General features: G+C 69.5%; 10 protein-coding genes and 1 tRNA gene. 2 read left to right on the forward strand and 9 right to left on the reverse strand.

The window, feature by feature from the left end; all coding sequences use genetic code 11:
* Window position 1: 1 nt before the first annotated feature.
* Window positions 2-1,135 (reverse strand): ABC transporter substrate-binding protein, encoded by a 1,134-nt coding sequence (locus ACZ61C_RS31445; protein ID WP_465311483.1) that lies wholly within the window; start codon window positions 1,133-1,135, stop codon window positions 2-4.
* Between the two features lie 227 nt (window positions 1,136-1,362).
* On the reverse strand, window positions 1,363-3,561 hold the full coding sequence (locus ACZ61C_RS31450; RefSeq protein WP_465311484.1) for an RICIN domain-containing protein: 2,199 nt from the start codon (window positions 3,559-3,561) through the stop codon (window positions 1,363-1,365).
* A gap of 273 nt (window positions 3,562-3,834) precedes the next feature.
* Between ACZ61C_RS31450 and ACZ61C_RS31455 the strand changes: the two genes are divergently transcribed.
* A tRNA-Ala gene (locus ACZ61C_RS31455) sits at window positions 3,835-3,907 on the forward strand.
* 343 nt (window positions 3,908-4,250) lie between these two features.
* Here ACZ61C_RS31455 and ACZ61C_RS31460 read toward each other — a convergent pair.
* Window positions 4,251-5,954: a hypothetical protein gene (locus ACZ61C_RS31460; RefSeq protein ID WP_465311485.1), complete on the reverse strand. Its 1,704-nt coding sequence runs from the start codon at window positions 5,952-5,954 to the stop codon at window positions 4,251-4,253.
* Between the two features lie 112 nt (window positions 5,955-6,066).
* Between ACZ61C_RS31460 and ACZ61C_RS31465 the strand changes: the two genes are divergently transcribed.
* Window positions 6,067-6,297 carry a hypothetical protein gene (locus tag ACZ61C_RS31465; RefSeq protein ID WP_465311486.1) on the forward strand — a complete coding sequence of 77 codons (231 nt, stop codon included), beginning with the start codon at window positions 6,067-6,069 and terminating at the stop codon, window positions 6,295-6,297.
* A gap of 187 nt (window positions 6,298-6,484) precedes the next feature.
* On the opposite strand, the gene ACZ61C_RS31470 is transcribed toward ACZ61C_RS31465, so the two are convergent.
* The 6 genes from ACZ61C_RS31470 to ACZ61C_RS31495 form a co-directional block, all read right to left on the reverse strand.
* The gene (locus ACZ61C_RS31470) at window positions 6,485-7,531 is read right to left on the reverse strand and encodes a hypothetical protein (protein ID WP_465311487.1); all 1,047 of its coding nucleotides are present in this window, start codon (window positions 7,529-7,531) and stop codon (window positions 6,485-6,487) included.
* 11 nt (window positions 7,532-7,542) lie between these two features.
* On the reverse strand, window positions 7,543-8,097 hold the full coding sequence (locus ACZ61C_RS31475; protein WP_465311488.1) for an RNA polymerase sigma factor: 555 nt from the start codon (window positions 8,095-8,097) through the stop codon (window positions 7,543-7,545).
* 95 nt (window positions 8,098-8,192) lie between these two features.
* Window positions 8,193-9,227 (reverse strand): EcsC family protein, encoded by a 1,035-nt coding sequence (locus ACZ61C_RS31480; protein ID WP_465311489.1) that lies wholly within the window; start codon window positions 9,225-9,227, stop codon window positions 8,193-8,195.
* A 4-nt stretch (window positions 9,228-9,231) separates the two neighbouring features.
* On the reverse strand, window positions 9,232-10,440 hold the full coding sequence (locus tag ACZ61C_RS31485; RefSeq protein WP_465311490.1) for a L,D-transpeptidase: 1,209 nt from the start codon (window positions 10,438-10,440) through the stop codon (window positions 9,232-9,234).
* Between the two features lie 47 nt (window positions 10,441-10,487).
* Window positions 10,488-10,886 carry an ATP-binding protein gene (locus ACZ61C_RS31490; protein WP_465311491.1) on the reverse strand — a complete coding sequence of 133 codons (399 nt, stop codon included), beginning with the start codon at window positions 10,884-10,886 and terminating at the stop codon, window positions 10,488-10,490.
* A gap of 89 nt (window positions 10,887-10,975) precedes the next feature.
* On the reverse strand, window positions 10,976-12,367 hold the full coding sequence (locus ACZ61C_RS31495; RefSeq protein ID WP_465311492.1) for a hypothetical protein: 1,392 nt from the start codon (window positions 12,365-12,367) through the stop codon (window positions 10,976-10,978).
* Window positions 12,368-12,391: the final 24 nt, after the last annotated feature.

Below are 12,391 nucleotides of genomic sequence, written 5' to 3' on the forward strand. Positions count from 1 at the left end.
GTCAGCCGACGGCCTTCGCCCACTCGTCCGCGACGACCTTCTTGGCCGCGTCGATCTGGTCGTTGGTCGGGAACTTCGTCTCGCCCGGGATCTGCGGCAGGGCCGCGAGCGACGTCTTGTCCGCGGTGCCCGCCGTCTCCATCTTGGGCAGCCGCGCCGGGCGCGAAAGGCCCTTCAGGAAGAGGTTCTGGCCCTCGTCGGAGAACAGGAACTCCTGCCACAGCCGCGCGGCGGCCGGGTGCGGGGCGGTCTTGCTGACGGCCTGGCAGTAGAAGTTCGAGTAGACGCCGTCGGCCGGGACCGCGACCTTCCAGTCGACCTTGCCCTCGAGCTTCTTCGCGTAGCCGGCCTGCAGGTAGTCCCAGTCCAGCGTGATCGGGGTCTGGCCGCTCTCCACGGTGGCCGCGCTGGCCTGCACCGGGATGAAGTTGCCGGACTTCTTGAGGTCACCGAAGTAGGTGATGCCGGGCTTGATGTCGGCGAACGAACCGCCGTTGCCCAGCGCCGCGGCGTAGACGCCGGCGAACGCCGCGCCCGCCTTCGTCGGGTCGCCGTTGAGGGCGATCTTGCCCGCGTACTCGGGCTTCTTCAGGTCCGCGAAGGACTTCGGCGGGTTCGGCACCTTCTTGGCGTCGTAGCCGATGGAGATGTAGCCGCCGTAGTCGTTGACCCACTGGCCGTCGGCGTCCTTCTGGTTGTCCGGGATGTCGCCGAAGGTCGCGACCTGGTAGGGCGCGAGCAGGCCGTCCTGGGCCGCGGTCAGCGCGAAGGCGCCGCCGAGGTCGAGCACGTCGGGGGCGCGGTCCTGGCCCTTGAGCTGCTTGACGGCGTTGACCTCGTCCTGGCTCGACCCCTCGGGGTTCGCCTCGGTCACCTTGATGCCGTACTTCTTCTTGAAGGCGTCGAGGAGCTCGCCGTAGTTCGCCCAGTCGTGCGGGAGGGCGATGACGTTGAGCGTGCCCTCCTTCTTGGCCGCCTCGACCAGCTTGTCCATGCCGCCGAGGTCGGCGGCGGACTTCGCCGTCGCCGACCCGCTCGCGGCGTCCTTGGTGTCGCCGGAAGCGCCACTGCAGGCGGTGGCTACGAGGGCGGCCGCGGCGACCGCCGCGGTGAGCGCCACGAAACGTCTGTTCACTTGCTGCGTCCTCCGTTGCCCGGGTGGGTGTCCGGAGCGAACGGTTCACGAACGAGGTGAACGATCTTGGTCTGGCACGTGAATACGTACATCCGTACGCATGCACGTTCCGTGATCACACTGTTGGCGGTTGCCCACTACCCTGACCAGCGGGTTCCTGCGGAGTAATTCACAAAGCGTGAGGACCGGCGTGCGCCGCGGCCGCCACCACGGCGCACGCCGGTTGATCAGGGGTAGCTCACCAGGTTCGACGGCGCGGTGCCGTCGGGGGTGATGCCGCCGCTGTTGTTGATGACGTGGTTGATCCGGCCCTGGGTACCCAGGGAGACGGTCACCATGTCGTGGAACCGGACGTTCGGGTTGGTCGGCGCCTCGAACGCGTGCGCGGCGACGACCGAGGGGTTGGTGCTGAAGAAGCAGTAGCTGCCCAGCCCCCACGCCTCGTGACTGGTGACGTTCGGGCCCACCTTGTACGCGGAGTAACCCTGGGTGGACCCGTTCATCCACCCGGCCTGGTTCGGCACGTCGTAGGGCATCTCGTTCTGGAAGAAGTACGTCCGGCCGCCGTTGCCGTTCCAGACGACCTGCGTCTTCTGGTAGTGCTCGACGAACAGGCCGTACATCGTCACGTTGTTGCCGTTGACCGTGAGCCCGGTGTCGGCGGTGTTGGTGTTCCAGCCGACCGTGCCGCCGTTGCCGTGGTCGGCGCGCCAGATCCACATGTGGTCGCCGATCACGTTGTTGCTGTTCACCACCAGGCTGGTGGTCGCCTTGCCGACGGTCGCGCCGCCGATCCGGAAGAACACGTCGTGCAGCGACGTCGGGTCCGCCGAGTGGTCGGCGGTCGAGCCGGCCTGGCCGACCTGCATGAGCGTGGTCGAGTTGGTCGTGCCCGCATCGACCAGCAGACCGGCGACCTTGACGCCGTTGACGTCGTCGACGTTCATCGCGGTCACCCCGCCGTCCGGCACCAGCGTGGCGATGCCGAGCCCGAGCACGACGGTGTCCGGCCGGGTGACGTGCAGCGCCTGGTTCAGGTGGTAGACACCCGGCGTGACCAGCAGGTTCTTGCCCGCGGCCAGCGCGGCGTTCATGTCCGCAGCGCTCGCGCCCGGCTTGGCGATGTAGAACTGGTCGATCGGGATCGAGCTGCCGGGCGCGGCGCCGTTCGCCCAGGTCGTGCCGGCGGCGTTGGTCTTCACACTCGGGACGAAGACCTGGTAGTTGCCGGCGTTGTCGATGTAGAGGAACGGCTTCTCACGCGTGACCGGCGTCGTGTTGACGGTCGTGTACGGCGGCGACGGGAACGTGTTCTGCGGGGCGCCCTGCACGCCGGCGAAGACCATGTTCCAGTTCGAGCCGTTCCAGCTGCCGAACTGCGAGTTGCGAGAGATCCACTGCTGCTGCGAGCCGGAGCGGACCTGGCCGTCGATCTTGGAGTCGGAGATCCAGCCGCCGCTGGCCCAGCCGCCGTCGTCGAGCTGCAGGTTGCCGCGGACGTGCATGCGGCGGTACGGCGCGGCCTGGCTGACCGCCCAGCGGTCGGTGCCGCCGGTCGGGTTGACCGAAAGGTTCTCGGCGCTGCGCCAGAAGTTCTGCGTCGCGTTCTGCGGCGGGAACCAGTCGGCCTCGACGTGCACGGCGCCGTTGATCGTCACGGCGTCCGGGCTGAGCCCGAGACCGAGGACCTGCGTGTAGAAGCCGACGTTCACGTCGTTGGAGTACGTGCCCGGCTTGAACATCACGGCGTAGCGCTGGCTGCCGAACTGGTTGGTTTCCTGCTGGCTGAAGATGCTGTTGAGCCGGCTCTGGATGCTCGAGCTGGACATCGAAGGGTCGAAGATCACGACGTTCGGGCCGAGGTCCGGTTGCCCGGAGGTCGGCGGAGTTGTGCCACCCACGGGGTTCAGTGTGAAGGACTGGGCGGTCGTGCCGTTACAGGCATACTGCTGGAGTTGCACGGAGTCGGCGACGGAGGCCCCCGGGACGTCGAGGCACTTACCGCTGTTGCGGCTGACGAAGTGGTACCGGCCGGTCCCCTCGTCGACGGCCTGCCACTGCTGGTTGGCGCCGTTCGAGTAGGTCCACAGCTGGATCAGGCCGCCGTCGGCGGTGGAGACGTTGCTGACGTCCCAGGCCGCGGCCGGGTTGCCCCGGGTGTTCACCCGGTAGTAGCCGTCTCCGGTCGACTGGAACTGCCACTCCTGCGAAGCGGTCTGGTTGCAGGAGTACTGCTGCACAACGGTCCCGTTCCCGGTCCCGGCAGCCCGCGCATCCACGCACTTCCCGCTGTTCACGGCGGCGACCGTGTACCACCCGTCCGGGGTGATCGCGGCCTGCGCCGCCGGAGCCGCCACCGCGACCGCGCTTCCGACCAGGACGAACGCTGCGGAGAGCAGCGTCATCACCCGCCGTCTCGTCTTCATTCGAAACCTCCTCCGCCGCACGCGCGGCGTCCTTCGAGCAGGAAACGACAGAGGCGTGCCCGGTCTTGAAGACGCGGCGTAACGGGCGGGGACCTCGGCGTCACAACCGCGCAAAATGTAACGGCGGCCACACCCGGAGTCAATACACGACTAAAAATAAGGTATAAAGCTGCAGGTCGGAGGCTTGCCGGTCCGGTGGGCACCCCCGCGTCGAGGCCTGCGGAGCGCCGTGTAGTGTATGGACACACGAGATGCGGAGTTCACCTTCGCTCCGGGGCTATGGCGCAGCTGGTAGCGCACCTCACTGGCAGTGAGGGGGTCAGGGGTTCGAGTCCCCTTAGCTCCACTTCACACGAAGACCGCTCACCGGAACAGAAAGTTCCAGGGTGGGCGGTTTTTTCGTGCCGCCGAACTTGGGGTTTCGGGAAGTCGACGTCCCGCCTCCGGCGGGTGCCCTCGCGCGAGGAAGCCTGCTCCCGGAGGTCACCGGACCCGCCCTCACCTCTTCCGGAGTCCGCGCAGTCGCGCACCGCGGGAGATCACAAGGTGATCTTCGTGCCGCGCTCCCGCTACCCGACCGGCGAGCGATGCGGGACATCGGGTCTCCCCGGCTCAGGACACGTACCGGGCGCCGTGAGGGGCCGAGGGGGCCCGGCCCGGACCGGATCCGCCGGTCCGGGTCGCACGGTTCATTGCGGTTTCGGGACCGCGTACAAGCATTCGCCGCCGGTATCGCAGATGTCGATGTGCAGGAACCGCGCCCGGTCGCGCACCACCTTGGGCACCTTGGTCAGGTCCTGTTCCGGCACCTCCAGGACGTGCGTGCCGCCGATCGGCCGGCCGACGATCGGTTTCGGGGTGGCCGTGGTGGCGTTCCGGCGTTCCTTGGCCTTGTTCGCCTCGGTGGCGCTGACGATGTCGCCGATCTGGTACTTGCTCGCGGTGGCGCCGAGGTAACCGTTCACCGTCGACGGCAGAACGTTCTGGATGTTGGTGTACTTCCGCTCGACGATCTTGTCGCCCGGGTCGTAGGAATCGATGTACTTCCGGCGTTCGGTCCGGACCTCGCTGTAGTCGTAGGATTCGCTGCGCAGCCAGTTGAACAGGTTCCCGGCCTGGATCCGCCGCCACACCACGGGCCCGCCCTTGAAGTTCTCCGGGGCCGGGCGCAGGTCCACCCAGTCGTCCAGGTATTTCTCGAACTGCTCCGGCGTGACGTTGGCGGGTGGCCGGGTGCCCGGCAGGTAAGGCGAGCTCCCGGGCTTGAGCCGGCTCGCCTCGTAGTCGCCGGCCTCCTGTTCCACCTCGGCCGCGGTCGGTGGGGGCAGCGGGGTCGTCACCACCGGCAGCCGGTAGCGGACCGTGCCGTCCTCGACGACCACCATCTCGGGTTCCGCACCCGCGATCGCGTCGCCGACACCCTGCGCCACCTTGACCACGGCCTTGGCCTTGCCCACCACGGGCATCGTCAGCAGGGCGGCGCCGGGGTCGCCCTCGGCCAGGTAGATCCCCGAGTTCGCCGCGTCGGCGGCCTCGCCGACCACCGGGACCAGACCCAGGTAGTCCAGCATGTCGTGGACGTCGTCGGGCGCGGGTTCCTCGTGGGTGCTCGTCGCGTAGTGGGTGGTGGCCGGTTCCTTGCCGTAAAGCGGGAACTTGTTCTCCGGGTTAGCGGCCAGCACGTCCTCGACGTGGTCGACGTCGTAGGCGGCGGGCGCGCCGTAGTCGACAGGGCCGCCGGTGAGGCGGTGGACGAGGGCGCCCGCGTCGCCGCCGAAACGTTCCGTGCTCGACGGGGCTCGGGTGGCGTCTTCCGGGTTGTCGCGATCGGAACGATCGCGCAGGATGGCGGCGGGGCTGCTCAGCGGTGGTTCGTCCTCGTCGTCCGAGAGGATGGCGGCAGGGGAATCGATGTGGTCGCGGACGCGGCCGTCGTCGTGCTTCGAGTTCCGGTCGCCGGAGTCGTCCTCATCGTCCTTCTTACCCGCGTTGCCGAGCACGACCTCGCGGGCGCCGCCCTCGTCAGCGCCCTTGAAGCCCGTGGACTTCCTTTCGCCGCCGTCGTTCTTCTTTCCGGAGTCGTCGGAACCCTTGTCCTTGGCGCCCGCGTTGCCGAGCACGACCTCGCGGGCGCCGCCCTCGTCGGCGCCTTTGAAAGCCGCGGAGTTCGCTTTGCCGTCGTCGTTCTGTTTCGGGCTCGCCACCGGCTGGGGTGTGCCGATCATCCCCGGGACCGTGGCCGCACCGGCCGTGCCGTCGTCGTCGCCGGGAATGGCGATCCGCGGCCCGGCGTGCGCCGCGCCCGCCCCGATGAGCCCGAAGGCGACGGTGATGAACCCGCCCGCCGCGGCGTGGCCCAGCACCCGGCGTAGGTCGACCCTGGTATCCCGCATCATGCGCCCCTCGGTGGTCCGAAATGTCAGGTGCGGCGATGCTAGGTCGAGCCGGTACAGCCTCGATACATCCGGCGGCGGCCGGTGTTCGTCGATGCCGAAGGTGGTGCGAGTGCCGGGTTCCGCCGACGCGCTCGGCTACAGCGGCACCCCGTCGACGCGGCTTCCGGACGAACGTCAGCGGTCCCGCGTCGACCGCCGTCTCGTCGACGGCCCGCGGCTCCGCGACCGCGTTGAGTCCACTCCGGACGCTCACTGGCCGGTAGACCAGGTGCCCAGGCCGGCGACGACAGCTTCGATGAAGGTGGCGTCGATCGGGGCGCGCTCGATGGTGCTGCGGTAGTACATCGGACCGATGGCCATGGCGGCCGCGTCCTGGCCGGGGAGCGCGAGGGTGAGCTCGCCGCGGGCTTGGGCGCCAGGGTGGTGGACACCGCGCGTACGTCGTCGAGCTCGAGCCGGCGGGCGATCCCCGTCAACTCCCGGCGCAGCCACTCCCTCGCCGACCGACGCTGACCGGCCGTCCGGGATCAGATCTTGCCCGCGGCCACGTCGGCGAGGGTCACGCGGGAGGACTTGTAGTTCACCACGTAGTGCTTGGACGGTTCCGTCGTGGTGATCTCCTCGCGGATCGGCAGGCCGTTGCCGGCGTTGATGATGAGGACGTCCGTACTGCCGTCCAGGATGGCGGGGGGCGCGGTGAGGGTCAGCGCGGCCTGGCCGTCGACGGTGGTCTTGCCGACGATCATGTCCGGGATGGTCGCGTACAGCTTCAGCACGCCCGCGCGTACCTCCGCGTCGGCCGCGTTGGCGAACAGCGCGTGCTCGTTGTTGCTCCACAGGTGGTTGTTGATCAGGTTTTCCAGGTCCTTGCCCGTCGGACGTGGCCGGGGAGCGGGAACCGGCTTGCCGATCTTGCGGAACAGCTCCGCGGTCTCCGCTTGGGCGGCCGCCCAGGCCTTGTCGGCCTCGGCGGGGCTCAGGCCGACTCCGAGAGCGTTGCCGGACGCGGTGATCATCGCGATCCTGGCCTTTTCGACGTCGCCGTTCGCGGCGAGGCGGGCCGCCGCCATCACGTTCCCGTCGTACGGCTGAGCAGGCTCGGCGTTGCCCTTGGCGACCGCGTGCGCCAGGGTCTTCATCGAATCGCCCGTGAACTGCAGGCCCTTGTCGGTGTACAGGGTGTAGGAGAGGTCCGGTTTGCCGTCCGGCGTGAACTTCGTGTTGACGATCAGCGACGCGTCTCCCGGCTGCGTGCCGGCTGCCTTGACCGCAGAGGCCAGCTTCACCAGCGGCGCCTCGACCGCGGGCGGGGCCTCGACCGCCCGCGGGGCGGGGCCGGCCGGCCCGGCCGGGACGCTGCCGCCGGACGTACCCAGCACCACAGCCGCCGCGACGGCTGCCGCGCCCGCGGCGGCGACACCGGCTTTGGGCCAGGAGAACCAGCGCTTCGGCCGCACGACCGTGGCCGCGGGTTCCGCCATCGCCGTCCGCAGTGCCGCGCGGGCACGGTCATAGGCCTCGGGACCGGAGGACGGCACGTCACGCAGCTTCTTCATGAGATCCATTTCGTCCATGGGGCTGTCTTTCACGTTGTCGGGACTTTCAGCAGCGCGACCACTTCGGGGGCTTCACGCAACGCTTTGCGCGCCTGGTGCAACAGGCGGCGGGCCGTGCCGGCCGGGATGTCGAGCACCCGTCCGGCCTCGGCGACGGTCAGGTCCTCCCAGGCGACCAGGCCCAGCACTTCCCGCTCTTCCGGTTTGAGCCGAGCCAGTGCCCTGCTCAGCAGTGCCTGCGTGTCCACGCGGACGTCCACCGCCGGCCAGGGATCCCAGTCATTCGCCACGCCGGTCAGGTCCGGCGCCGGCGCCTCGGCCGGCGCGGACCGCCAGTGTCGGCGCAGCCTGTTCAGCGCGACGCCGTACAACCAAGGCCTGGCTTCGGGATACGAAAGGTCATAGTTGGCACGGGACTCGTAAGCCGCCACCCACACATCGCCGAGCAGGTCCTCGGCGGCCTGCCGCCCCGCTCTGCGCGCCAGGTAGTTCCCGAGCGCGGTCTCGTGCCGGCCGATCACTTCCACGAAGGCGTCGGTGTCTCCGCGCAGCGACCTACCGATCAGTTCCGCGTCTGACGACATGAAGCTCCTCGGGTTTCGCTTCGCCCTGACACCCGTAGTTGCCAACGCCCGCGCAAAGCGTTCAGGTCAGGTCACCCGATGAGGAAAATCGCTGGTCAGGACCGGCTGTCCTGGTCGTCCGCGGTCGCTTCCTCGACGATCTCCGCGATCAGGATCGTGTCGTCGTCCACGTCGGCCTTCTCCGCGGCCACCTCGGCCGTCTCCAGGCTGTGCTTCTCGCGCAGGAACCGCTCGCGGTAAAGATGCTCAGCGTCCTCGGTGAGGTTGTGCAGCAGCCGCGCGTTGAGTCCGGCGCCGATCATGATCCCGACCACCGGTACGGCCTGGCCGAGCTTCTGCCTCGTCAGCCGCATCGCGAACCGCTCGTAGAACGCCCTGATGATCCGGGTGACGCCGTTGCGGTTCAGCTGGTCCCACGCCGCCCGGCGGGCGAGGTCGTTCACGAGCTTGTTCAGCTCGACGTACGCCATGCTCTTGCCGGTCTGCTGGGCCATCCCGAAGCTGAGGACGGCGAGCGCGAAGACCCGCTCCTGGGGCAGCTCGGTGTCGTACCCGTAGTACGCGGCGGTGTGGGCGATCGCCCTCGTCATCGCGCCCAGGACCAGCACCGCGTCGGCCGCGATCGCCGCGGCTACCGTGCCCGCTCCGGGTGCCGCGCCGGCCCCCGCGCCGAGGATGCCGCCCGCTGATGCGAGCAGCTCGCCGCCGGAGACCGCCAGGCCGGCGCCCGCGCCCTCGACCGCGCTGAACGTCGTGTAGCTCAGGCCCAGGCGCGGCTTGGCCTTGTCGATGTCGGCCAGATCGAGCCGGTGGATGTCGCTCAGCTCGCTGACGGCGTGCCCGCGCTTGGCGTACGCCGCGACGACCGCCTTCCGCCGCAACGTCGCTTCGCTGGCCTTGTTCACCAGCGTCAGCAGTCCGTCGATCGAGTTGTGGACGACCGCGGTCAGCTGTTCCGCGCCCGGCACCTGCTCGAGCCGTCCCCGGGCGAGCCGGCCGCCCTTGGCCACGCGCTCACGGACGCCCTGCGGCACGAGACGGCGTTCGTTGACCGCCAGCCGCTCCTCACGCCAGCGCTCGATGTCCTGCCACGCCGCCCGCTCGTACGGGCTCATCCGCTCGACGCCCACACCCTCAGCCTCGCAGGGCGCTGCCCGCCTGCCAAGCGCTCCAGCTGATCGCCCAGTCGCCGTGGCCGTTGTTGATGGACAGCTGGGGGCCGCCCGTGTTGGTGATCTCGACGACGTCGCCGACGTTGAAGTTGTCGAAGAACCACTTGGCGTTCTCGGTGTTCATGTTGAGGCAGCCGTTGGAGACGTTGTCCCGGCCCTGCACGCCGACCGTCTTCAGGTTCTCGTGCAGGTACTCGCCGTCGTTGGAGATCCGGACGTTCCAGTTCTCCGGCGCGCTGTAGTAGCCGGGGTCGCCCTCGCAGACGCCGTAGCTGCAGGAGTCCATGATCTTGTGCTCTTCCTTCCCCAGCACCGTGTGGGTGCCGTTGAAGGTCGGCGTCGGCCCCCGCGGCGGGGTGTCGGCGGTCTTGCCCATGCTGGTCGGCGCGGTCTTCACCAGCTGCCCGTTGTGGAACGCCTGGATCTGGTGCGTCTTGCCGTCCGCCTTGGCCACCCAGGAGTCGTGCACCTTGTAGGTGGCCGAGACGTCCTGGCCGCCGTACAGCCCGCCGCCGATCGGCGTGCCGAAGTTCGCGGTCTCGAGCTTCACCGTCGAGCCGGCCTTCCAGTAGTCCTTCGGCCGGAAGTGCACCTCGCGCTTGCCCACCCAGTACCAGCCGCCGTCCTGGGCCGGCGACGACGTCACCTTGAGCGACTTCTCCACCGTCGCCTTGTCGGTGATGTCGTGGTCGAACTTCAGGCCGATGACCAGGCCCACGCCGAAGTCACCCGACGCAGACTGGAACAGCGACGGCGTGGCGACGCCGGCCGGCTTGATCGTGTGCACTTCCCCGCGCTGCTCGGTCGCCGCGCCCGCCTCGTTCACGGCCGTGGCGACCACCTGGTAGGTGGCCGCGTACCGGAGGTGGTCGTTGCTGGTCCACGTCTTCTTGTCCGGCGACAGCTCACCCTTGACGCCGTTGCCGGTCTGCGGGTTGGTCACCGTGACCGTCTGCAACGTGCCACTCGACGCCCGGACGACGATCGGGTCCTTGGGGCTCAGCTGGTCCCCGCCCTCGAACGCCACCAGTGCGGCCGGCACGCCGGGCGCCGTCGACGTCCCGGCCGGTCCGGCCGCGCCGACCGGCTGCGCGGTCCCGTCGGTCTGTCCACTGCATGCGGCCAGCAGGAGGGCCACCAGGCCGAGCCCGGCGATGCGGATCGTTCTCACGATCCACTAGACGCGCCAACCCCGGCCCAAGTTGTGTAACGATCCGGTCAACCGAGGACGATCTCGGCCCACACGGTCTTCCCGGTGCTGCGCTGCCACTGCCCCCAGGACACGCTCACCTGGGCGACCGCGCGCAGCCCGCTCCCGCCGCCGTCTCCCGCGCGGCGGACGCAGGCCGTGTCGAGGCAGCCGTCGTCGACCTCGACGCACAACCAGCCGGGACGGCGCAGCAGCCGGACCTGGCGGGGTGGCTCCCCGTGGCGCAGCGCGTTGGTCACCAGTTCCTCGATGACGAAGAGCGCAACACGCCGCTGGTGTCCCGGCAGGTCGCCCAGAACACGCTCGGCCCAGGCGCGGACCGCGGGCACTTCGCTGAGGTCGTCGGCGATCTCCAGCGCGACGACGCGGAGCTGCTCGTCCGTCTGGGGGAGCTGGTACGTCGTCATCGGCAGTCGCCTCTCACCACGGTGGCGCGGCCGGTGCGCCGCACAAGCGGGGAATACCCCGCTTGTGCGGAAGCCGAACGTGCGCGCGGTCAGCCCGCGACGACCTGCTCACTCCAGTCGCCGCCGCCGTACGGCGGGGCGTGGACGGCGAGCTCGCCGTAGAACGGGGCCGGCTTCCACGGCCCCAGGACCCGCAGCTGGTAGTTGCCCACCGGGACGTTCTTGAACGTCGCGAAGCCGTTGGCGTCGGTCTTCGTGATCGCCCGGATGACGCCGTTCTCGAGCAGCACGACGTTCCGCTTCGCCACGCCTTCACCGGCGTCGGGCTGGTTGTTGCCGTTCTTGTCGAGCCAGACCTGCCCGTGGGAGTCGGCGTGCATGCCGGGGACCTTGGCCAGGGTGCTGACGTACGGGGCGCCGCCGGTGTGGCCGTCGGACGCCGAGCAGTCGAGCCCGGTCAGGCCGGTGTAGGCCGCCTTGTCGGGCACCTTGCCGTGCGCGGTGAGCACGATCCGCCCGCCTGCGGCCAACGCGCCATCGCGGCGCCGGAAGTCGAACGCGCCCCACTGGTCGTCGGTGACCGTCAGCTCCGAACCGAAGCCGCCCGCGTCGCAGCTGAGGAAGAGGCCGGTCAGCGGGGTGCTGCCGGAGTTCGTCAACGTGACCGTGACCGTGCCGGTGTCGCCGGGCGCGTAGCTCGCCTTGTCGAGCGTGAGGGTTTCGTGCAGCACGTCGGACAACGGCCGCACGGCCCGCACCTCGAGCGCCGTGTAGGCGCCTCGGCCGTCGAGCCGCAGCTCGCCCACGGGCTGGTCGACCCAGCCGCCGGGGATCTTCTGGAAGGACAGGTAGGCCGTCCGGCTCAACGGCACGCCGTCGAAGGAGAAGTGGCCCGTCGAGTCGGTGACGGCGACCATGTCCGACGTCGTCCCGACCCCGATGAAGTGCGCCTCGGCGCCGGCCAGGCTCTCGCCCGGGGACAGCTTGCCGTCGCCGTTCGCGTCCCCGTACAGCACACCGGCGACGCGCTCGGTGCCGCGCGCCATCGGCAGGGTGACGCGCTGGATGTTGTCGCTGTTGTCGACGTCTTGCCCGCCGTAGACCTCGACGTGCACCACGGAGTCGCCGTCGAACGTCCCGAGCTGCCCGGTGAGGTGCACGGTCCGGGTCTCCCCCTGCGCGATGGTCGCGCCGGTGCCGCCGTCCGAGAGGTCTCCCCACTGGTTCCGGTTGCCCCAGAAGGGCGTCCCGGACTCGGAGTAGGCGGTGCCGAACGCACCGAAGGCGACGGAGTCCCCGATGTTGGTCACCGTCACGTCGAGCCCGACGGTGTCCCCGGAGAGCCACCGGCCCTGCTCGGCGACGACGGTGACTTCGAGGTTCGCCCCGGAAACGGCCGACGCGGGCGTGGCGGCCAGTCCGGCCATCACGAGTGCCGCGGTCAGCACGGAGGCCGACCGCGTGAATCTGCCAGTAGGCATGGTTTTCTTCCCCCTTTGGGTTGT

This window comes from Amycolatopsis sp. NPDC104587, assembly GCF_055583645.1.

What these genes read in the sequence shown, in the direction of transcription:
- ACZ61C_RS31450 (WP_465311484.1), bottom strand. Translation starts at nt 3,561, where the DNA reads ATGAAGACGAGACGGCGGGTGATGACGCTGCTCTCCGCAGCGTTCGTC.
- ACZ61C_RS31460 (WP_465311485.1), bottom strand. Translation starts at nt 5,954, where the DNA reads ATGCGGGATACCAGGGTCGACCTACGCCGGGTGCTGGGCCACGCCGCG.
- ACZ61C_RS31470 (WP_465311487.1), bottom strand. Translation starts at nt 7,531, where the DNA reads ATGGACGAAATGGATCTCATGAAGAAGCTGCGTGACGTGCCGTCCTCC.
- ACZ61C_RS31475 (WP_465311488.1), bottom strand. Translation starts at nt 8,097, where the DNA reads ATGTCGTCAGACGCGGAACTGATCGGTAGGTCGCTGCGCGGAGACACC.
- ACZ61C_RS31490 (WP_465311491.1), bottom strand. Translation starts at nt 10,886, where the DNA reads ATGACGACGTACCAGCTCCCCCAGACGGACGAGCAGCTCCGCGTCGTC.
- ACZ61C_RS31495 (WP_465311492.1), bottom strand. Translation starts at nt 12,367, where the DNA reads ATGCCTACTGGCAGATTCACGCGGTCGGCCTCCGTGCTGACCGCGGCA.